This is a genomic window from Nocardia brasiliensis, assembly GCF_011801125.1.
GTDB lineage: Bacteria > Actinomycetota > Actinomycetes > Mycobacteriales > Mycobacteriaceae > Nocardia > Nocardia brasiliensis_C.
The window spans coordinates 2,775,957-2,794,891 of record NZ_CP046171.1; the positions used below are offsets into that span (position 1 = coordinate 2,775,957).

The 18,935-nt window shown below is 68.1% G+C and carries 23 protein-coding genes; 13 read left to right on the plus strand and 10 right to left on the minus strand.

The window, feature by feature from the left end:
* Positions 1 to 2 precede the first annotated feature (2 nt).
* The 3 genes from F5X71_RS12615 to F5X71_RS12625 all read right to left on the minus strand — a co-directional run bounded on the left by F5X71_RS12615 (position 3) and on the right by F5X71_RS12625 (position 2,242).
* Positions 3 to 689, minus strand: a complete 687-nt coding sequence (locus tag F5X71_RS12615; protein WP_167462106.1) for a Clp protease N-terminal domain-containing protein — start codon at positions 687 to 689, stop codon at positions 3 to 5.
* Positions 690 to 782: 93 nt separating this feature from the next.
* Entirely contained in the window at positions 783 to 1,556 is a 774-nt protein-coding gene (locus F5X71_RS12620) for an isocitrate lyase/PEP mutase family protein (RefSeq protein ID WP_167462107.1), read from the minus strand.
* Positions 1,553 to 2,242: a hypothetical protein gene (locus F5X71_RS12625; protein WP_203218288.1), complete on the minus strand. Its 690-nt coding sequence runs from the start codon at positions 2,240 to 2,242 to the stop codon at positions 1,553 to 1,555. The genes F5X71_RS12620 and F5X71_RS12625 overlap by 4 nt, the downstream gene beginning before the upstream one ends.
* 64 nt (positions 2,243 to 2,306) lie before the next feature.
* On the opposite strand from F5X71_RS12625, the gene F5X71_RS12630 reads away from it, so the two are divergent.
* Positions 2,307 to 3,020, plus strand: a complete 714-nt coding sequence (locus F5X71_RS12630; RefSeq protein ID WP_167462108.1) for an ArsR/SmtB family transcription factor — start codon at positions 2,307 to 2,309, stop codon at positions 3,018 to 3,020.
* 255 nt (positions 3,021 to 3,275) lie between these two features.
* Here the strand turns inward: F5X71_RS12630 and F5X71_RS12635 are convergent, their stop codons facing one another.
* A complete protein-coding gene (locus F5X71_RS12635; RefSeq protein ID WP_167462109.1) occupies positions 3,276 to 3,476 on the minus strand; it encodes a hypothetical protein in 201 nt (66 codons plus the stop codon).
* A 372-nt stretch (positions 3,477 to 3,848) separates the two neighbouring features.
* Entirely contained in the window at positions 3,849 to 4,316 is a 468-nt protein-coding gene (locus F5X71_RS12645; RefSeq protein WP_167462110.1) for a hypothetical protein, read from the minus strand.
* Between the two features lie 61 nt (positions 4,317 to 4,377).
* Here F5X71_RS12645 and F5X71_RS37725 point away from each other — a divergent pair, with 61 nt between their 5' ends.
* The gene (locus F5X71_RS37725) at positions 4,378 to 4,626 is read left to right on the plus strand and encodes an SMI1/KNR4 family protein (protein ID WP_428981470.1); all 249 of its coding nucleotides are present in this window, start codon (positions 4,378 to 4,380) and stop codon (positions 4,624 to 4,626) included.
* Positions 4,627 to 4,770: 144 nt separating this feature from the next.
* Here the strand turns inward: F5X71_RS37725 and F5X71_RS12655 are convergent, their stop codons facing one another.
* The gene (locus F5X71_RS12655) at positions 4,771 to 5,580 is read right to left on the minus strand and encodes an aminoglycoside adenylyltransferase domain-containing protein (protein WP_167462111.1); all 810 of its coding nucleotides are present in this window, start codon (positions 5,578 to 5,580) and stop codon (positions 4,771 to 4,773) included.
* Positions 5,581 to 5,972: 392 nt separating this feature from the next.
* Positions 5,973 to 6,659, minus strand: a complete 687-nt coding sequence (locus tag F5X71_RS12660; RefSeq protein ID WP_167462112.1) for a hypothetical protein — start codon at positions 6,657 to 6,659, stop codon at positions 5,973 to 5,975.
* Positions 6,660 to 6,934: 275 nt separating this feature from the next.
* On the opposite strand from F5X71_RS12660, the gene F5X71_RS12665 reads away from it, so the two are divergent.
* The 4 genes from F5X71_RS12665 to F5X71_RS12680 are packed head-to-tail and all read left to right on the plus strand — an operon-like array spanning position 6,935 to position 9,426.
* A complete protein-coding gene (locus F5X71_RS12665; protein ID WP_167466426.1) occupies positions 6,935 to 7,222 on the plus strand; it encodes a hypothetical protein in 288 nt (95 codons plus the stop codon).
* Positions 7,219 to 8,616, plus strand: coding sequence for a hypothetical protein (locus F5X71_RS12670; RefSeq protein ID WP_167462113.1), 1,398 nt, complete (start codon positions 7,219 to 7,221; stop codon positions 8,614 to 8,616). Before F5X71_RS12665 ends, F5X71_RS12670 begins: the two co-directional genes overlap by 4 nt.
* Positions 8,603 to 9,157, plus strand: coding sequence for a hypothetical protein (locus tag F5X71_RS12675; protein WP_167462114.1), 555 nt, complete (start codon positions 8,603 to 8,605; stop codon positions 9,155 to 9,157). Before F5X71_RS12670 ends, F5X71_RS12675 begins: the two co-directional genes overlap by 14 nt.
* 20 nt (positions 9,158 to 9,177) lie before the next feature.
* Entirely contained in the window at positions 9,178 to 9,426 is a 249-nt protein-coding gene (locus F5X71_RS12680; protein ID WP_238815860.1) for a hypothetical protein, read from the plus strand.
* 39 nt (positions 9,427 to 9,465) lie between these two features.
* Here F5X71_RS12680 and F5X71_RS12685 read toward each other — a convergent pair whose 3' ends face one another.
* Positions 9,466 to 10,407 carry an alpha/beta hydrolase family protein gene (locus F5X71_RS12685; protein WP_167462115.1) on the minus strand — a complete coding sequence of 314 codons (942 nt, stop codon included), beginning with the start codon at positions 10,405 to 10,407 and terminating at the stop codon, positions 9,466 to 9,468.
* Between the two features lie 159 nt (positions 10,408 to 10,566).
* Here F5X71_RS12685 and F5X71_RS12690 point away from each other — a divergent pair, with 159 nt between their 5' ends.
* The gene (locus F5X71_RS12690) at positions 10,567 to 11,154 is read left to right on the plus strand and encodes a TetR/AcrR family transcriptional regulator (protein ID WP_167462116.1); all 588 of its coding nucleotides are present in this window, start codon (positions 10,567 to 10,569) and stop codon (positions 11,152 to 11,154) included.
* 10 nt (positions 11,155 to 11,164) lie between these two features.
* Here F5X71_RS12690 and F5X71_RS12695 read toward each other — a convergent pair whose 3' ends face one another.
* Entirely contained in the window at positions 11,165 to 11,662 is a 498-nt protein-coding gene (locus tag F5X71_RS12695) for a hypothetical protein (protein ID WP_167462117.1), read from the minus strand.
* A 1,112-nt stretch (positions 11,663 to 12,774) separates the two neighbouring features.
* Here F5X71_RS12695 and argC point away from each other — a divergent pair.
* From argC to F5X71_RS12725, 6 genes are read left to right on the plus strand one after another with little or no spacing between them, the layout of a single operon-like run.
* On the plus strand, positions 12,775 to 13,848 hold the full coding sequence (gene argC, locus F5X71_RS12700; protein WP_167462118.1) for an N-acetyl-gamma-glutamyl-phosphate reductase: 1,074 nt from the start codon (positions 12,775 to 12,777) through the stop codon (positions 13,846 to 13,848).
* 5 nt (positions 13,849 to 13,853) lie between these two features.
* Entirely contained in the window at positions 13,854 to 15,071 is a 1,218-nt protein-coding gene (argJ, locus tag F5X71_RS12705; RefSeq protein WP_167462119.1) for a bifunctional glutamate N-acetyltransferase/amino-acid acetyltransferase ArgJ, read from the plus strand.
* On the plus strand, positions 15,068 to 15,994 hold the full coding sequence (gene argB, locus F5X71_RS12710; protein WP_167462120.1) for an acetylglutamate kinase: 927 nt from the start codon (positions 15,068 to 15,070) through the stop codon (positions 15,992 to 15,994). The genes argJ and argB overlap by 4 nt, the downstream gene beginning before the upstream one ends.
* Complete coding sequence (locus F5X71_RS12715) at positions 15,991 to 17,214, plus strand: acetylornithine transaminase (RefSeq protein ID WP_167462121.1); 1,224 nt, start codon at positions 15,991 to 15,993, stop codon at positions 17,212 to 17,214. Before argB ends, F5X71_RS12715 begins: the two co-directional genes overlap by 4 nt.
* The gene (gene argF, locus F5X71_RS12720) at positions 17,211 to 18,179 is read left to right on the plus strand and encodes an ornithine carbamoyltransferase (RefSeq protein WP_167462122.1); all 969 of its coding nucleotides are present in this window, start codon (positions 17,211 to 17,213) and stop codon (positions 18,177 to 18,179) included. The genes F5X71_RS12715 and argF overlap by 4 nt, the downstream gene beginning before the upstream one ends.
* Positions 18,176 to 18,664, plus strand: a complete 489-nt coding sequence (locus F5X71_RS12725) for an arginine repressor (RefSeq protein ID WP_167462123.1) — start codon at positions 18,176 to 18,178, stop codon at positions 18,662 to 18,664. Before argF ends, F5X71_RS12725 begins: the two co-directional genes overlap by 4 nt.
* Before the next feature lie 6 nt (positions 18,665 to 18,670).
* Here F5X71_RS12725 and F5X71_RS12730 read toward each other — a convergent pair whose 3' ends face one another.
* Positions 18,671 to 18,835: a hypothetical protein gene (locus F5X71_RS12730; RefSeq protein WP_167462124.1), complete on the minus strand. Its 165-nt coding sequence runs from the start codon at positions 18,833 to 18,835 to the stop codon at positions 18,671 to 18,673.
* Positions 18,836 to 18,935 lie beyond the last annotated feature (100 nt).

Here is an 18,935-nt window from a genome sequence, read left to right on the forward strand (position 1 = left end):
TGTCATGCGCGGCCCGGCAGCCTGTCGAGCACCTCGTCGCCGAGCCTGGCCCGATCGACGCCGAGAGCGTCGAAAGCCGGGCGCACCACGTCGTCGTCCAGCTCGAGCAGACCGAGCAGCAGGTGGCCGACATCGACTGTGCTGCTGCCGGATCGGCGGGCGTGCGCCTTCGCGACGGTCAGCGCCTTGATCGCCTGCGGGGCGAACTGCGGTGTCACCATGGCGGCGGCTCGTGCCGCGGTGCCCGCTCGCAACGCCGCGCGCAGACTGTCGTGCGAAAGCTCCAACTCCGTGACGGCGGTGCCGACGGGCGTGCCGGGATCGGCATCCGCCGCGCTGGTCAACGCGAGCAGCAGGTGGCTCGGTCCGATGTGCGCGTCATCGAGTGCCTGCGCCTCGCGCAGGCTGTTCTCGAGCACCTTCCTGGCTTGCTTGGTGAACGGGATGTAGCCGGACACAGTGAGATCAGCGGGGCCGGGCGGCAAGGCGATTCGGCTCAGCGCCTCCTTGGGTTCGATGCCCAACTGCGCCAAAGCCTGTGTGGCACCGAGGGTCGGCTCGCGCTCGCACAGTTCGAGGACCGCGAGCAACATGTGTTCGGCGCCGATGTGGTCGTGGTGCAGCGCGCGGGCGGCTTCCTGCGACAGCACCACAACGCGCCGGGCGTGATCGGAGAATTTCTCGAACATCGCGAGCCCCTTTCGGCCGTCGGCCGCTGCCTTCCATGGTAGACACCGCGAGCGGTCCGACTGTCCGATATGCGGGTCGAGCCCGCGCTCGGCTCACTGGGTAAGGGCTTGGATCTGGTCGTAGGTGGGTGCCGCGGCGGGCAGGGGGGTGTCGGCGCGGACCGCTCGGGCGATGTCGATCGCCGCGGCGAGCGCGGTGCGGTACAGCAGCGAGCCGGTGCTGACCCGGCGGACCCCGAGTTCGGCGAGGGTCGCCAGCGACGGGCCGTTCGGCGCGTAGAGGACGTTGACGGGCAGCGGGATCGCGGCGACGACCCGTTCGATCCCGGCGGGGTCGGTGAGGCCGGGGACGAAGATGCCGTCGGCGCCCGCGGCCGCGTACCGTTTCGCACGGTCGAGGGTACTGCCTGCGTCGAGGTGCAGCCAGTGCGTGTCGACGCGCGCGTTGACGAACAGCTCGGGTGCGTGCGTTTTGATCGCCGCGATCAGCTCGGCCTGGTGCTGTGGTTGCGCCAGTGTGTCTTCCGTGCGTCCATCCTCCAGATTGATTCCGGCGATACCCATTTCGGCCAGCTCGGCGGCATATTCGCCGACCGCCGTGGGATTTTCGCTGAAGCCGCCTTCGATGTCGACGGTCACCGGAACCGGTAGCCGAGCGAGCAACCGGGCCAGTGCCGCGGTCGCCGCGGCGGTGACACCGGTGCCGTCCGGCAGGCCCGCGGCGACCGCGACGCCGAGGCTGGTGGTGCCGATCGCCGGGAACCCTTCGGTCGCGAGCAGCGCCGCGGAACCGAAATCCCAGGCGTTCGGCAGCACCAGTGGCTCGTCACCGTGGTGCAGGGCGTGGAAGGTCTCAGTCTTGTTCATGCGGCTCCTTCGATGATGCCCGCGGCGAGGGCGACGGCATGTGCCCGGCCGGGGCAGGCGTGCGGTCCCGCGCCGAAACCCAGTCCCGGATGGCGCATGTCGAGTTCGACCAGCCGGCCGTCGACCACGCGGCGGGTCGAGCGCAGTGGCGGGTTCTCATCCATCGTGCGGGCGATGCGTTCCTCGACGTCGCCAGGGGCGTCGAGTTCGCGCACGTTGGCGATCAGGGCGGTGGTCGCGGCACAGGCCTGCACCAGCAGGCAGATTCGGGTGGCCTTCGCGTCGTCGGCCACCCCGCCGCAGGCGTCGACCAATTCGGCGACCGCCGCGTCGGCGGCGGCACTGTTCGGCTCGTGTGGTTGATAGTGGGCGGCGACCAAGGCCACTGTTTCCTCGGAGATCCCTTGCAGGCCAAGTGCTTCCGCTAACACGCGGACATGCGGCAGGGTGCCGCCCGCCGTGCGTGCCCGCGCCCGCAGCTCGGCAGGGGAGAGGCGGTCGAGTTCCGCGGTAACCAGTGCACGCAAACGCCGGTGCTCGGCGCCCTCGCGGAAACGCGGCACGTGCGCGCGCAGCCACGTCACGCCGATCGGCGCGTCCACCTGCGGCGCGACCGGCACCGGCGCCTCGATCAAGATCCGGCGCACCTCGTCGGGGTCGGTGCGCAGGGGCAGTGTCGGATTCATGAGGTGACCGTATCCCCGCGATATTTCGGTCGCCGCCGAAACGATCGCGCGCCATGATGGGGTGGTGTCATCCCGAGGAGCAGAACTCGCCGGTCTCGCCGCGTTGCTCGCCGACCGGACCCGCGCCGATATGTGCCTGGCGCTGGTCGACGGCCGGGCGTGGACCGCGGGTGAGCTCGCCCGGCACGCGGGGGTGGCCGCGTCCACCGCGACCGAACATCTGAATCGGCTGCTCGACGGGGGACTACTGGTCGAGCGCAGGCAGGGCAGGCACCGCTATGTGCAGTTGGCCGGCCCGCACGTCGCCGAACTGCTGGAGTCGATGGTCACCCACCTGGATCCGCCGCGCCCCGCGGTGACCAACCTGCGAACCGCCACTGTCGCAGCGGCTTTGGCGCGCGGCCGGACCTGTTACGACCATCTGGCCGGTCGGCTCGGTGTCGCGATCACCACCGCGATGACCGAGCGCGGACTGCTCGACCAGGACAGCGGGTTCGCACTCACCGACGCGGGGCTGTCCTGGCTTACCGGACCGTTGGGCATCGAGCCAGCGGCCTTACACGGGACGCGACGTCCGCTCGCCCGGCCCTGCCTCGACTGGACCGAACGGCGCACCCACCTCGGCGGGACCGCGGGCGCACAGATCTGTCGCCGCCTGCTCGAGCGCGATTGGATCGCCCGGGTGGGCAGCGGTCGAGCCGTCCGCATCACCCCGAGCGGTGAAACCGCGCTGCACGCCCTGCTCGCGATCGAACCATCCGCGCTGCAGGTGAATTAGGGGTCCGAAGTCCTTTCATGGCGGTCATGGACCAGCTCGTCACCCGAGCATGCCGGTGCCGGAGCAACTCTCGCGGGGCACGTGCGAGCTGAATGCGGAAGCGTCCAGCCGGAATTCGCCCTTGGCCTCTGTAGGTCTCGACTGTCCGGGTTGTGGGGCCGCGGCCTCGTCGCCGATGCGGCCCGTAGTCGGCTCCGGCCTTGCCCGGCGCCAACCTGCACCGCGTACGCACTCAACCGGACCCAGACACAGCCACTAGATCGGCTCACGCAACTGCCGCAACCGATAGGCCACCCGCGCGATCATCCCCGCCAGCATGCGCGCCGCAGCTTCCAGCCGATCCAACAGATCGGCCAACTCCTCCTCGCTACCCCGCGCCACATCGAGGCCCCGCAGCCCAGTCAGCGCCCCCTCCAGGGCGCTGAGCTGCTCTTCGTAAGCTCCGTTCGAACGCATGTTCTAATGCTACCCCATGGTTCCCCCGCCTGTCCCACCACCACAAGTTCATGCCGGACCGCCGCATCAGCCGCCGGGCGCTACCAGGCGACAACGCGACCGATCCACGTGGGTGGATCGAGTCGGGCGGCCGCACGCCGGGCCAGGCTGCGCGGTGACGGGTACTTCGCCGGAGGGGTGCTGGTTCGCAGGTGCGCGCGATGCAGTGGGAAATGGCACGGTCGACCGCGCAGGAATCCGGACGAGATCCGGACAGTCTCGAATACACCCCGCTGGAGCGGAATCGATATGACCCACAGGGATATCGCCGGATCGGTCTCGCCACGGACGTCGTCCGTCGCCGCGCTGACGCAGGTCACTGATAAGGGCTGCCTACTCGGAGACGCTTCGGCGGACCATTCGACCGCTGACTTCGACCTCCCCGCGGGATTTCGTCAATGCTGAGTCTCTCGTACACAAGAAGTCGGTGAGTCGTTCCGACAGTACCGGCCGGTAGGTTTTGGCGAAGTCATCGATACCCGGTTGGCCAGTGATTTGGAGTGCAAATAGCCGGGGGAAGACCAGCGTCGAAGGGTCTGGGCCGTAGTCGTTGGGGTATTGCGTGGGTTCGGTCGTGGCAGGGACCAGGCGATAGCCAGTGAATCCGGTCGCGGCCAGCGCTTGCGCGAGTGGCTCGGTCACCCCGGTGAGACCACCGAGGCCAGAGTTGAAAATCTCGCTGTCGATCGGTGCCACCATCGAGAACACCGCGCTGACCAGGGTGCGCGGATCGGTGGTGTCGTCCCAGATCTTGCGTGCGTTGTCCGCGGGAACAGGGAAGCTCAGGGTGAACAAGGCCATCGCAGATACAACTCCTCGCGCCATTGATGCGTAACCAGGATCCGACCAACTCACGATCAGATTGTCGCGGGACGGGTACTGCGGCCAAGGGCAGACTCACCGGCGAATCCGCGAGGAGTGGGGATATCCCGATATCGGGATCTACTTCGCGGACTGCCCATCAGCCGGCCACGACATGATCGCACTCGATTACCGGGGCGGTGATGAGCCTCGGGTGGTTCACGTGGATCAAGAAGCCGGCTATCGAATCACAACTCTCGCGCCTGATTTCGCGACGTTCATCGACGGCCTCGTCCACGAATGGTGTTGAAGTTCACCGATAACCGCTGTCGGGATCGACCAGCGTAGTCAATCCCATCGATGCTGCGGCTCCACAAGACAACCCTTGATTCGGGACACTGACTGCAGATACGGCCCTCCCCGGTCGGGTGCGCCCGGCTCGTACGTGTGGATCTCAGTCATCGTCGCGGTGACCTGCTGGTTCGGCTTCCTCGACACGATCGCGGACCCAGGCCAGGAAGGTCTGTACGTCTGCGGTGGGTAGTTCGAGCGCTGCCGTGCGGGGGCGTTGGAAGCTGCGCACCGCGGTTTCGAGGAGGGGGCGGAAATTCGGCTCGGATTTCGAGATCAGTTGTGCGGCATCACGTTTGGCTGCCCATCGGCCGGTACGGCAGAAGGCGACAGAGCGGCAGCCGTTGAGTACCTGATTGTCGGTCAGATGGCCGACGCCGGTGGTGTGCTCGCGCACCGAGGCCAGTATCGCGGCATAGAGATGACCCTGGGACGGTGCGGCGAGCACTTGACGCACCGGACGCCCGTAAAGGACGCATCCGGTCTGGTAGGCGATGGAGCGATCGATGACGTACCAGAATGCCGGTGACGCTGCGGGATCGAAACTGGCACGGTGTGGCAGCAGTGGCCCGGTGTTGAGATCCAGCAGGTACCCGGCCTGGTCGGACGCCCGGTCGGCAAAAGAGGATTCGTACACAACGAGCTCCAGACCGGCGGCAGGGCACCGCAATGCGTCATGCGCCAGCGACTCCGCCAGCTCGCGCACAACGGTGCCGGGAAGCGACGGCTCCACGACCATATTCACGTCGATATCGCTGCGCCCGTGGCGGTAATCGCCGAGCGCGATCGATCCGACCGCGAAAACACTGACGAGATGGGGGTTGCAGATAGTGCGTGCGCGTTGAACGACCTCCTCCAGGTAAGGCCGCAATTCGAAGGGAACCGCTGAGGGGTCGAGGAGGGAGCGGGTCATGCTGTCAGTATCCAGGTCACCGGAATCGACTCCCCTTGATCGCATACGTGGCCGACAATGTCGCGTACCGGTACCCGCCCCGCCGCGACGCGAAGGCCGCGTCGATCGACATCACTGCGCACACTGTCGACTGCGTTAGGTGTGTCGCGAATTGTCCTGCTCCGCAGAAGGTTTGAGCGTGGGCGAGATCCGCACTGGCATCGATGTCCAGACGGACACCGCCGTCAGATCGATCGGGCCAGACCTGCGACGAGTACAACCGCTGAGCGGTATGTCCTAGTATGGACGGCGTCTGGCTACGGGTCCTTCCTATCCCGCGCAAACCATTGAGGTGCAGCGGCATTCATTGAACGACCACGGTCTGAAGTGTCGACCTCGAGCGGTCCGCCGCGTTATCGAAACTCGGCGACGGCGCGCATTCCCAAGTCGATATCACAGTATGCGGCAACTGGGCCGAACGCGGCGCGCAGGTGCTCGGCGGTCAGATGGCGACCGGCTGCCCACAAAGCCTCGAGGGCCGCCTCGTCGGGTGTGAAATCTTCCAGGGCCGCCTGGTCGGCGTCCTCGTCGAGGGCGCTTTGTGCGGCACCCATCAGGGCTTCCATGACCAAACCCCCGACATCCGGCGTCGCCCCGGCGAACCCGTCGTCGACATCGTAATCAACACGCAGCCAATGGTTTCCATCGAATCCGTAGGCGAAGGATATGGTTGGTGCCCAACTCGCCGGGTCGTTGCCGAGCTCATCGATCGCGCTCCGCCACCATTCCGGAACCCCGGCGAGCACATCGATCTCTTCGACGCCTTCGAAGTCCTCGCGAAAGCAAGTCTGGGAGAACTCGAGGTCGCGTCCGCACAGCACCGCTCGCTTGTCCGGCAGCAGCACCAGCTCCGCCCAGTTGCCGCCGCCGTCGTCATAGTGCGCGAACCGATGCCGTGACCTCAGTTCTTCTACCCCGACCGAACTCGAGTCGCACGCGGCGTATTCAACAGCCGCGCAGACGGCCCACTCATCCCAGAGATGCTCCGGCTTCGTCAGGTTGACAGTCGTGAATCCCACAGTGCTCCAATCGATGAACAAGACAACGCTCGATTCGAGACACTAGCCGCGCGCACCGACAAAGCACGTGTCGGCGACATCCCTCGGGACCTGGAGCAGTGAGTTCTGACGCTTGGAGGCCGGTTGTGCGGGAAGGGATTCGGGTGGTTCGACCGGGTGGTTGTTGGGTCGATGGCTGGGTGTGGCCCCGAGAAACAGGGGCAGGAGCGGGGTTCGGGCGGCCGATACGATCAAGCTTTCTCGGCCGATTGTTCACGGATTTTCCGTGCCGACATCAGGAGTAGGTGGCGCGGACTGTGGGTGGGTTCGAGGTCGAGATCGGTCAGCTGCGATCGGCGGCGGACGCGGCGGGATCGGCTGCGGCGCAGGCCAGGGAGGTCGCCCCGGGGACCGGGTTGGCGGCGATCGCGACCGCATTGCCCGGCGGGGAGGCGGCCGTGCGGGCACCTGCCCTGGCCACGACGTTCGACGAGCGTGCGCGGGGGTGGGCCGACGAGATCGGTGGGTGGAACGCGGCGGTGCTCGCGGCGGTGAAGTTGTACACCGAGAACGAGGCAGAGGCCGAAAGGGCTTTCCGGCGATGACCATCGGGTACGACGACGTCCGCGCATGGGACGCAAAGGCCCTCGATACGGTGGCGGTCACGCTGCGTGAGCGGCGTGACAAACTGATCGGCCTACAGGACGAACTCGACGACGCCAGGAGATTGCCCGACTGGCATGGCCCGGCGAGCGAGCGGGCGCGCGGTTCGCTGAGCGACACGCGCGACAATGCCGAGATCCTCACCGCGGAACTGTCCGCCGTGGAACGCGCGCTGAAGAACGCGTCCGATGATGTGGCCGCGCTGCGGACCCGGGTCGCCAACAACGACGCGCTCGCCGACACCTACCTGTTCCAGATCGCCGCCGACGGCACCATCGTGGACAACAAGCCACCGGACCCGCCGCCGAGATCACGAGTCGAGGCCGAAGATCGCGCCGAGGCCCGCAGGCATCGCGAAACCATCAGGCAGCAGTTGGGGCGCGAAACCAGGGCGATACTCACGACGGCGAAACACATCGACGCCGCGATCGCGCTGGTGCTGCGGCTCGCGCAGGACCGCAAGATCAGCGACCACGGCGCGACCACCCTGGCCGGGGCGCAGAAGGGCGGGGAACTCGACGCCGGAGTGGCCGAGATGGAGCATGCGCTGCGTGATGCGGGTCTGCTGACCGGGCCGCCGGTGAGCGGCTACTACCGGCAGTGGCTCGAGAACGCCGTGCGCCGGGGCGTCTCGATCGACACGATCAAGCAGATCGTCGCCGACCACCACATCACACCTGAGGATTTCAAGATCCTGGACAGGCTGCAGGAGATCCGCGAGGACGAGGATGGCGACGGTATCTTCAAGTCGTACTTCCTGTTACCGACCGATATCAGCGCGGCCGACGCCGCCAAGGCGGTGCGCATGACCTATCTCTTGAACGCGGGCACCGACTACGGCACCGAAGGCGAGCAGACCGACTTCGCGCCGACCCCGTACAGTTCAGAAGAGCTGCGGCGGATCACCGAGCGGCAGCGGCACAACGCCTGGAGCTATGACGAAGATGTGGGATTCGTGCACGGCAACGGCGGTCGGCTGGTGACCACGCCGAACGGCATCATGATGGGCCTGGGCGGGAATTCGATCCAGGATCGGTTCAGCACGAACGCGGGCACGACCTGGGGCGACACGTTCATGCTCGACATCGACGATCCGGAAGATCCGGCCCAGCAGATCCGGGAGGTGGCCAGGTCGGGTCACGCCTGGTTCGAGGGCGACAACGGCGTGTATCGCGGACGGCTCGACCTGGACCGACTGCTGCACCACGAGGAGCGGCACTCCCAGCAGTGGGGGCGAGAAGGCTACACGCAGTTCGTCACCTCCTATATCTGGGAGCAGATCACCGGGGGCGACGAGACCGAAAGGGACGCAGGCCTTTCCGATGGCGGATATTAGGTGGTCGCGCGTCGTCACCGCCGCCCTGCTCCTGGCGGCGGTGACGACGGCGTGCGATACCCGGGCGCAGTACGCCCCTTCGCTGCCGCCCGCGGCCGGGTTCCGCGTCGACGACGGCGTCCTGAAACTCTGGACGGGCACCCCGTGCGCGGGCGTCACCGCGGTGACGTTGATCTTCGACTCCGGCACGCGGCACAGCGCCGAACAGAGGTGGAGCGCGCCGCGGCCCGGCGTCCTCGTCGAGCGGATGGACCTGGTGCGGACCGCGGGCCCGGCCGCGTCGGACACCGGCGGTCCGTTGCAGGTGCGTGCGCCGCTGCCCGCAGGCTATGACTGGACCACGGCGGGCTCCCTGCACTTCTCCGTCGACGGTCCGCCGTCCTACGGCGCGCGGGTCGACATCGCGCAGGTGTTGCGCGAATCGGCCCAGTACCCTTCCGGGAGTTACCTTTTCGGCACGCGTGGCTGGATGGACGCGGCGGACGTCCAGCGCGAGAACCGTAAATCCTTCCTGACCATCTGCACTCCGGACCCGGAGTGACCGGGTCGGACCGCCAGCCCATGGCCATGCCGGAGCGGTCCGGTCGTCCGAACGCGGTGCGGACAGTGTTGCGGCGCTTGGTGTTCGGCGCGTTCGTCGGCACCGTCACCGCTATCGTGCTGCTCGTTGGCATGGTCGTGCTCAGCGTGGCCGGAGTGCTCTTCGACCCGCACGGCTACGGCATGTTCGGCGCGATCTTGGGCACGGCGGTCCTGACTCCGGTCGGGTTGCTACTGTGGTGGTTGTACGTCGTAGCGCGCCGACACTGAAAGTTCCTACCTACCTCGGTAATCCGAGCGTGGGCGTGGCTACTTGTTGTCGATCCGGCCGATCGGCGTCGGCGCGGCGAGTTCGGACCGGAGCTGCCGCCACGGGGCGGGATCGATGTCCATGGCGTCGCGGAGGTAGGCCCAGGCGGCGTGGCGGACCAGCGCGACGCGTTCGGGACTCTCGTCGGTGGTGTCGGCGGCGTTGTAGCTGTGGATGCCGCCGAGCATGTGTTCGCCACCGAAGAGCGTGAGCAGGCTGGTGGCACCGGGACTGTAGGTATACACGTCGGTGAACCAGTCGGGGCCGCGGGTCGAGAGGGCGGAGTGGTCGTGGTCGCCCGCGACGACGAGGGTCGGGGTGTGCAGCCGGGTGAAATCGGGGCTCATGAAGGGGAAATTCTCAGCCGCGAACGGCGACAGAACGTCCCCGCCCAATCCGGTAGTGGCAAGCAGCACACCGGCTTTCACGCGGTCGTCGGTCAGGTCGGGTCCGGGCGTGCCGTCCGGGCCGAGTACGCGGGCGCCGAGCAGCATGCCGACGGTCTGCCCGCCCCACGAGTGCCCGGCGACGGCGAGGCGGTCGTGATCCACCCGGGCGCCGAGTCCCGGCACGGCCGCGAGGACGCGGTCGAGCTCGTCGAGTACGCGCAGCACGTCCTGCACGCGGAACTCCCAGATCTTCGGGTAGCGCGGGTCTTCCGGTGTGAGCCCGAGCGTGCGGGAATCGAGGAAGGTCGGCTGCACGACGACGAACCCGTTGGCTGCCCAGTGGTCCACCAGCGGGTCGTAAGAGGACATCGACTTGCCGAAACCGTGCGCGAGCACGAGCACCGGCAGACCGGTGCCTTCGGTGGGTGCGCTGACACGTGCCTGCACGTCTGTACCGCGTTCAGGTGCGGGCAGGACGACCGGCTTGACGCTGATGAGCGGTGTGCCGAGCGCGGCGACGGGGCCGGTGGTGACCGGGGCTGGAGTAGGCATGGGGAGTCCCTTCGAGCGTGATGGGCGGCGCTTCCCGCCGTGCGCCGCGTCGGTGCCGCGGGCGGCCGTAAGCGGATAGACTGACGAAGCGGAGCGCTGTTCCGAATATACGGAGCGGTGTTCCGCTTGGCAACCGATGTTCGAGGAAGGGCTTTTCGCGTGGGTGCTGACGAGGAGGCATTGCCGACCGGGCAATCGGCGAAGCGCGCGGATGCGCGGCGCAACGAGCGTGCGCTGCTGGACGCCGCGGCCGCGGTGTTCGTCACCGATGGGGTGAACGCGCCGGTGCGCAAGGTCGCCGCCGCGGCCGGAGTCGGCATGGGCACCATCTACCGGCATTTCCCCACCCGCGCGGACCTGGTCGCGGCGGTCTATCGGCATCAGGTCGACGCGTGCGCCGAGGCCGGGCCCGCTTTGCTCGCGGACGCGGCGTCGCCGTTCGAGGCGCTGCGCCGGTGGGTGGCATTGTTCGTGGATTTTCTGGCGACCAAACACGGGCTCGCCGCCGCGATGCGCAACGACCCCGACGGATTCTCCGGCCTGCACGCGCTCTTCCTGGACCGGTTGGTTCCGGTATTCGACGAAATACTCTGTGCGGCACGGGATAAGGGTGAGATTGTCGCCGATGTGGGCGCCTATCAGTTGATGCGCGCCATCGGTGACATCTGTGCGGGGGCGGACTCGCCTGATCCGCACTACGACGCGCGCATCACCATCGGTCTGCTGCTCGACGGCTGTCGGCGGTGAGGGCCGCCGGTCAGGCGGACTCGTCCAGCAGGTGCGCGTGCCAGACCGCCGCGGCCTGCTGGTGCGAGTCGACGCCCGTATAGAAGGAGTCGGCCAGCTCGCCGTAGTCGGGATCGGTAAATCCTTGGGTGTCAATGAATTTCGGTCGATACACGGCGAACTTGCCGGTGGGCGACTGGGGGCGGTACGGGACCGCCATCCGCATCGACCGCGGCTGCGGGGTGTATTCGACGGCGTCGATGATCAAAGCGTCGGTGCGGCCGCGGGGCAGATGCAGGAAGGCGTCGACGAGCAGTACCGCGCGGATCCACTGGGGTCTGCCGATCTGTAATCGCTCCGACCCGAGGTGTGCCGCCTCGGCGGGATCATCTGAGAGTAGGCGCTCCAGGCCTTCCGACCCGTCGGTAGCCGCGTAACCGAGCAGCGGAGTGAGCATATCGCCGTCGGAGACGCTCCAGATACCGTGCGCCGCATAGAAACCGGCACTCTTGGCAATCGCGTACACCATTGCCAGACCATATCCGGAACCGTGCCGGTAGGAGTGCGAAACGGGCACGCGCTTGTGTCTCAATCTCCGCCCGCTGCTGGTCTGAGACACGCTGTGGCACAAGACATCCGATGTATATTCCGCTCGGGGTCTGGCGCCATACGATCCGTGCTGCTGGACCGGCGTATCGCCCTTTCCGATGCACGATCGGTCGGGTGAATAACGGGCGGTACAACTTTCGACTACTTGACACGGAAGCCGTTGGCGGACACCGTATAAGAAGGCTGCGCGATATCTCGGCGACGGCCATCCCCGGTTGTCGCTCCCGCACGCTGGTTCGGTTCATGTCTATCGCTGTGCGCGCACGGCTCGCGCGCCTTCCTGTGGCCTGGCTCGCGTTCTCCTCGTGGTGCTGCTCGGCGCCGTCGGGTCGCTGGTGACTTATACGAGCGCTTGTTTCGCGCTGGAGTGCCGCGAATCCCTGGTGCCGCTGTCGCCTGGATCGGGGCCGGCCTCGCGCCGCTCGCCGCCGGCATCATGCTCTTCGTCGGCGGGCGCGCCGGCGGTTCGCCCCGTAGGTAGTTGCACGGATCGCCTCAATGAACCCGGTGCCATCGAGTGAGCCCTGATCGCGCGCTACGAGAAGTGCTGAGCCGGCCGCTCGCAGCGCCGTAGCGCCGCGGATTCTCATGCTGGACAAGTGATCACCAGGTAATGGTGGCGGCATCGGCCGAGTGGGTGCCGCCACCATTACCTGGTGATCGCACGACCAGTTGCATGACTCTGCTTCGGGGGCATGGCCGGGCGCGAAGTGCGCGCTATTCAGTGCTGGGTTGGGCCCTTCGCGTAGTCGCTCGGTCCGGCCGTTGCGGGGCGGGTGGGGGTGAGGTTGGGCTGGAATCGGGCCGGTGGGCCAGGGTGTGCAGGTGTTTCGGGTCACATGATCGCCGGGATCGGCCGAAACGCCCTGTTCGGAAGGGGGGCTGCGGCGTGGTGGTGTCGTGTGGCCCGTGCGCGAGCCCATGGACGGGCGTCGAATCGTTACGGTGGATGCGGCAGGTCGGAGCGGGGTGTCAGGCGCGAAACCGTACCCTGCCTATGAATGAGCTTGCATGGTCGTGCATAATCATCACATGGTTGATTCGGTGCACGCGCCGGAGCCGACCGCACCCGCACTGCGGGTGGCGGTGGCCGGGGCGAGTGGATACGCGGGTGGCGAAGTGTTGCGCCTACTGCTGGGACACCCGGCATACCGCGACGGGCGCCTGGAGATCGGCGCGCTGACGGCGGGGGCGAATGCCGGGACCGCGCTCGGGGAACTACAGCCGCACCTGTTACCGCTCGCGACTCGGGTGCTCGGCCCGACCAGCGTCGACGAGCTGGCCGGCCACGACATCGTGTTCCTCGGCCTGCCGCACGGCCAGTCGGCCGCGCTCGCCGCGCAACTGCCCGCCGAGACGGTGATCATCGACTGCGGCGCCGACTTCCGGTTGACCGACGCACAGGCCTGGGAGAAGTACTACGGCAGCCCGCACGCGGGCAGCTGGCCGTACGGTCTGCCGGAACTGCCCGGCGGCCGGGAGCGGCTGCGCGGCGCGCGCCGGATCGCGGTGCCCGGTTGCTACCCGACCGTGGCCAGCCTCGCACTGGCACCGGCGGTCGCGGCGGGCATCGTCGCGCCGCAGGTGAATGTCGTTGCGGTGAGCGGAACCTCGGGGGCGGGCCGCAAGCTCGACGTTGGCCTGCTCGGGTCCGAGGTGATGGGTTCGGCCCGCGCCTACGGTATCGCCGGGGCGCACCGGCACACGCCGGAGATCGCGCAGAACCTGGCCGCGGCGGGCGGTCGCGAGGTCGCGGTGTCGTTCACCCCGGTGCTCGCGCCGATGCCGCGCGGGATCCTCGCGACGTGCACCGCGCCCACCACGGTGGATGTCGCGCAGGCGCGCGCGGTCTATGAGAAGGCTTACGCCGACGAACCTTTCGTGCACCTGCTGCCCGAAGGCGTGCTGCCGCAGACCGGTGCCGTGCTCGGCGCCAATGCCGTCACCCTGCAGGTGGCGGTGGACACCGACGCGGGCCTGCTCGTGGTGATCGGTGCGATCGACAACTTGACCAAGGGCACCGCGGGCGCCGCGGTGCAATCCATGAATCTGGCGGTCGGATTCGACGAGACCGCAGGACTTTCCACCGTAGGAGTGGCACCGTGACGACAATGGCCGCAGCGTCGAACGCGAACGGCAGGCTGGTACGCAACCAGGGTGTGACCGGACCGCTCGGCTTCCGCGCGGCAGGCATCGCGGCGGGCATCAAGGCCAGCGGAAAGCCGGACCTGGCCCTGGTTTTCAACGAGGGGCCGGAGTACGCGGCGGCGGGGGTGTTCACCAGCAACAAGGTGAAGGCCGCGCCGGTGCTGTGGTCGCAGCAGGTATTGACCGGCAAGCGGCTGCGCGCGGTGATCCTGAACTCCGGTGGGGCGAACGCTTGTACCGGTCCCGGCGGCTTCCAGGACACGCACAGGACCGCTGAGGAACTCGCTGCGGCGCTGAGCAATTGGGGCACCGAGACCGGCGCCGGCGAGATCGCGGTCTGCTCGACCGGCCTGATCGGCGACCGGCTGCCGATGGACAAGGTGATTCCGGCGATCACCGAGATCGTGCACGAGATGGGCGGCGGCCTGTCCGGCGGCCTCGACGCGGCACACGCCATCATGACCACCGACACGGTGCCCAAGGAGGCGGCCTTCCATCACCGCGACAAGTGGAACGTCGGCGGCATGGCCAAGGGCGCGGGCATGCTCGCGCCCTCGCTGGCGACCATGCTCGTGGTGCTGACCACCGACGCGGCCGTCACCGCCGACCAGTTGGATCAGGCGCTGCGCAACGCGACCGCGCGCACCTTCGATCGGCTCGACGTCGACGGCTCCTGCTCCACCAACGACACGGTGCTGCTGCTCGCCAACGGCGCGAGTGAGGTCACCCCGAGCCAGGCCGACCTCGACGCCGCGGTGCTCGCGGTGTGCGACGACCTGGCCGCACAGCTGATGGCCGACGCCGAGGGCGTCACCAAGCGGGTGCTGGTGACGGTGGCCGGGGCGCTGACCGAGGACGAGGCGGTCGCCGCGGCCCGCACGGTCGCCCGCGACAGCCTGGTCAAGACCGCGCTGTTCGGCTCCGACCCGAACTGGGGCCGGGTGCTCGCCGCGGTCGGCATGGCGCCGATCACCCTCGATCCGAACCGGATCTCGGTGTCGTTCAACGGAAGTCCGGTCTGTGTCGACGGTGTCGGCGCGCCCGGCGCCCGCGATGTCGACCTGTCTGGGATGGACATCGAGGTGCGCATAGAGCTGAATGTCGGTGACGCGCAGGCCACTATCCGCACCACCGACCTCTCGCACGGTTACGTCGAAGAGAATTCGGCCTACAGCTCATGACCGGCCAACTGCACCACGAACTCTCGGCGCTGGACAAGGCGCATGTGCTGGCCGACGCGCTGCCCTGGCTACAGAAGTTCCGCGACAAGATCGTCGTGGTGAAGTTCGGCGGCAACGCCATGGTCGACGCCGAGCTCGAGCGAGCCTTCGCCGCGGACATGGCCTTTCTGCGCACCGTCGGCGTGCATCCGGTGGTGGTGCACGGCGGCGGCCCGCAGATCAGCGCGATGCTGAAAAAGCTCGGCCTGCAAGGGGAATTCCGCGGCGGCTTCCGGGTGACCACGCCCGAGGTAATGGACGTGGTGCGGATGGTGCTGTTCGGGCAGGTCGGGCGCGAGCTGGTCGGGCTGATCAACGCGCACGGCCCGTACGCGGTCGGCATCTCGGGGGAGGACGCCGGCCTGTTCACCGCGACGCGGCGCACCGTCGATGTCGACGGGGTGGCCACCGATATCGGTCTGGTCGGCGACGTGAGCGAGGTGAACCCGGACGCGGTGCTCGACCTGATCGATGCCGGACGCATTCCGGTGGTCTCGACCATCGCGCCGGACGCGGACGGCGTGGTGCACAACATCAACGCCGATACCGCCGCGGCCGCGCTCGCCGAGGGCATCGGCGCGGAGAAGCTGGTGGTGCTGACCGATGTCGAGGGTCTCTACACCGAATGGCCCGACCGGTCCTCGCTGATCACCCGCATCGACACCGCGGCGCTCGCCGAGTTGCTGCCCCGCCTGGACGCGGGCATGGTGCCGAAGATGGAGGCCTGTCTGCGCGCCGTGCACGGCGGGGTGCCGACCGCCCATGTCATCGACGGTCGCGTGCCGCACTCGGTGCTGCTGGAACTGTTCACCGGAGAAGGAATCGGAACGATGGTGACGCCCGCCCCGAACGGGGCCTGCGCATCGGACGGAACGAAACAATGAGCAAAGACCAGGAATTCCAACAGCGGTGGTCCGCCGCGATGATGAACAACTACGGCACCCCGAAGCTCACACTGGTGCGTGGCGCGGGTGCGGTGGTCTACGACGCGGACGGCAACCGCTATGTCGATTTCCTCGGCGGTATCGCGGTCAACAGTCTCGGCCATGCCCATCCGGCGATCCTCGCCGCGGTCACTCAGCAGCTCGGCACGCTCGGTCACGTCTCGAACCTCTATGCGAACGAGCCGGTGATCGAATTGGCCGAGCGGTTGCTCGCGCAATTCGGCGACGGCGCCACCGAGCACGGGCACAGCGGACGCGCGTTCTTCTGCAATTCGGGGACCGAGGCGAACGAGGCCGCGTTCAAGATCGCGCGGCTGACCGGCCGGCGCAAGATCGTCGCCTGCGAGGAGGCGTTCCACGGCCGCACCATGGGTGCGCTCGCGCTCACCGGGCAGCCCGCCAAGCGCACGCCGTTCGAGCCGATGCCCGCCGGCGTGGTGCACGTGCCCTACGGTGACGCCGCCGCGCTCGAGGCGATCGTCGACGCGGACACCGCCGCGGTGTTCCTCGAACCGATGATGGGCGAGAGCGGCGTCGTGGTGCCGCCGTTCGACTACCTGGCCAAGGCCAGGGAGATCACCGCGCGCCATGGCGCGCTGCTGATCCTCGACGAGGTGCAGACCGGCATCGGGCGGACCGGAAAGTTCTACGCCCACCAGGCCGCGGGCATCGTGCCCGACGTGATCACGCTGGCCAAGGGGCTCGGCGGCGGACTGCCCATCGGCGCGGTGCTGGCCAACGGCCGGGCCGCCGAACTGCTCACCCCCGGCCTGCACGGCACCACGTTCGGCGGCAATCCGGTCTGTGCCGCGGCCGCGCTCGCGGTGTTGCGGACGATCGACGAGGAAGGGCTGCTCGCGCACGTCGAGTCGGTCGGCAAGCGGCTCAGCGACGGCATCGAACTGCTGGAGCATCCGCTCATCGACCAGGTGCGCGGCGCGGGACTGCTGCTCGGCATCGTGCTCACCGAAGGGATCTCGGCGCAGGTCGAGGCGCGCGCCCGCGCGGCAGGCTATCTGGTGAACCCGGCCAAGCCCGACGTCATCCGGCTCGCACCGCCGCTGATCCTCACCGAGACCCAAGCGGACAATTTCGTCGCCGATCTACCCGAGATCCTCGACACCGCAACCAAAGACGCAAAGGAGGCCGCGGCGCAATGACTTCCACCGCTGCGCACACCTCGGCTCCGATCCGGCACTTTCTCCGTGACGACGATGTGAGCCCGGCCGAGCAGGCCGAAATCCTCGCCCTCGCCGCCGAACTCAAGCACGCGCCGTTCTCACAACGGCCGCTGGAGGGCCCGCGCGGGGTCGGGGTGATCTTCGAGAAGAACTCCACCCGCACCCGGTTCTCGTTCGAGGTCGGCATCGCGCAGCTCGGCGGGCACGCGGTGGTGGTGGACGGGCGCGACACCCAGCTCGGCCGCGAGGAGACCCTCGGCGACACCGGGCGCGTGCTGTCCCGCTATGTCGACGCGATCGTCTGGCGCACCTTCGAGCAGGTCCGGCTCGACGAAATGGCCGCGACCGCAACGGTTCCGGTGGTGAACGCGCTGTCCAACGAGTTCCACCCCTGCCAGGTGCTCGCCGACCTGCAGACCCTGGTGGAGCGCAAGGGCAATCTGGTGGGCCGCAACCTCACCTACTTCGGCGACGGCGCCAACAACATGGCGCACTCGCTGCTGCTCGGCGGCGTCACCGCGGGGCTGAACGTCACCATCGCCGCCCCAGCGGGCTTCGAGCCGCTGCCGTGGATCGTGGAGGCCGCGCGTAAGCGGGCCGCCGAGACCGGCGCGACCATCACGCTCACCGACGACCCGCACGCCGCGGCCGAGGGCGCGGACGCGCTGGTGACCGACGCCTGGACCTCGATGGGGCAGGAGAACGACGGTCTCGATCGGGTCGGTCCGTTCCGGCCGTTCCAGGTCGACTCGGCATTGCTGGCGCGTGCCGAATCCGACGCCGTTGTCCTGCACTGCCTGCCCGCGCATCGAGGCGAGGAGATCACCGACGACGTGCTGGACGGTCCGCACAGCGTGGTGTGGGACGAGGCCGAGAACCGGCTGCACGCGCAGAAGGCGCTGCTGGTCTGGTTGCTGGCCAAGCGAAGCGACGGTGGGGCGTGACCGGTCCGGAGATCGCGCGTACCCGCGCCGGTCGGCAGTCCCGCATCGTCGAGCTGCTGACCGCGCACGCGGTCCGCAGCCAGACCGAACTGGCCGCGCTGCTGGCGGCCGAGGGCATCGAGACCACCCAGGCCACCCTCTCGCGCGATCTCGACGAGCTGGGCGCGGTCAAATTGCGCGCGGCCGACGGCGGCGCCGGTGTGTACGTGGTGCCCGAGGACGGCAGTCCCATCCGCGGTGTCACCGGCGGCACCGATCGCCTGGCGAAGCTGCTCGGCGATCTGCTGGTCTCCACCGACCACAGCGGCAACATCGCGGTGCTGCGCACCCCGCCGGGCGCGGCGCACTACCTGGCCAGCGCGCTGGACCGGGCCGCACTGCCCTATATCGTCGGCACCATCGCCGGCGACGACACCATCGCCGTGATCGCGCGCGAACCCGTCACCGGCGCCGAACTGGCCGCCAAGATCGAGGAGATCGCCTGAGCGGGGTCAGCTGAACGGGTATTGGCCGCCGCCTCCGCCGCGGGGGGTGGCGCCGTTGTCGGGGGTGGCCACGTTGATGATGTCCTGGATGAGGTCGACCACGGCGCGGCCGACGTCGAGTACTCCGTTGCCGAGGGTGCTGAATTCTTGCCCGATGAGATGCAGCAGCATGACGTTCTTCCTTCTGCCTGGCCGAACGTTTCCGCTCCCCAGGGTCGCACAGGACCGGCGGAGCGCGCGGGGATTCGCTTGATGGGCAGAGACTTTCACC

Bases quoted from the DNA above. Each gene is read 5' to 3' on its own strand.
- F5X71_RS12625 (WP_203218288.1), bottom strand. From the start codon at position 2,242: ATGAATCCGACACTGCCCCTGCGCACCGACCCCGACGAGGTGCGCCGG.
- F5X71_RS12695 (WP_167462117.1), bottom strand. From the start codon at position 11,662: ATGGTGTACGCGATTGCCAAGAGTGCCGGTTTCTATGCGGCGCACGGT.
- argF (WP_167462122.1), top strand. From the start codon at position 17,211: ATGACTTCCACCGCTGCGCACACCTCGGCTCCGATCCGGCACTTTCTC.
- F5X71_RS12670 (WP_167462113.1), top strand. From the start codon at position 7,219: ATGACCATCGGGTACGACGACGTCCGCGCATGGGACGCAAAGGCCCTC.
- argB (WP_167462120.1), top strand. From the start codon at position 15,068: ATGACCGGCCAACTGCACCACGAACTCTCGGCGCTGGACAAGGCGCAT.
- F5X71_RS12685 (WP_167462115.1), bottom strand. From the start codon at position 10,407: ATGCCTACTCCAGCCCCGGTCACCACCGGCCCCGTCGCCGCGCTCGGC.
- F5X71_RS12675 (WP_167462114.1), top strand. From the start codon at position 8,603: ATGGCGGATATTAGGTGGTCGCGCGTCGTCACCGCCGCCCTGCTCCTG.
- F5X71_RS12615 (WP_167462106.1), bottom strand. From the start codon at position 689: ATGTTCGAGAAATTCTCCGATCACGCCCGGCGCGTTGTGGTGCTGTCG.
- argC (WP_167462118.1), top strand. From the start codon at position 12,775: ATGGTTGATTCGGTGCACGCGCCGGAGCCGACCGCACCCGCACTGCGG.
- F5X71_RS12635 (WP_167462109.1), bottom strand. From the start codon at position 3,476: ATGCGTTCGAACGGAGCTTACGAAGAGCAGCTCAGCGCCCTGGAGGGG.
- F5X71_RS12645 (WP_167462110.1), bottom strand. From the start codon at position 4,316: ATGGCCTTGTTCACCCTGAGCTTCCCTGTTCCCGCGGACAACGCACGC.
- F5X71_RS12680 (WP_238815860.1), top strand. From the start codon at position 9,178: ATGGCCATGCCGGAGCGGTCCGGTCGTCCGAACGCGGTGCGGACAGTG.
- F5X71_RS12620 (WP_167462107.1), bottom strand. From the start codon at position 1,556: ATGAACAAGACTGAGACCTTCCACGCCCTGCACCACGGTGACGAGCCA.
- argJ (WP_167462119.1), top strand. From the start codon at position 13,854: ATGGCCGCAGCGTCGAACGCGAACGGCAGGCTGGTACGCAACCAGGGT.
- F5X71_RS12715 (WP_167462121.1), top strand. From the start codon at position 15,991: ATGAGCAAAGACCAGGAATTCCAACAGCGGTGGTCCGCCGCGATGATG.
- F5X71_RS12655 (WP_167462111.1), bottom strand. From the start codon at position 5,580: ATGACCCGCTCCCTCCTCGACCCCTCAGCGGTTCCCTTCGAATTGCGG.
- F5X71_RS12730 (WP_167462124.1), bottom strand. From the start codon at position 18,835: ATGCTGCTGCATCTCATCGGGCAAGAATTCAGCACCCTCGGCAACGGA.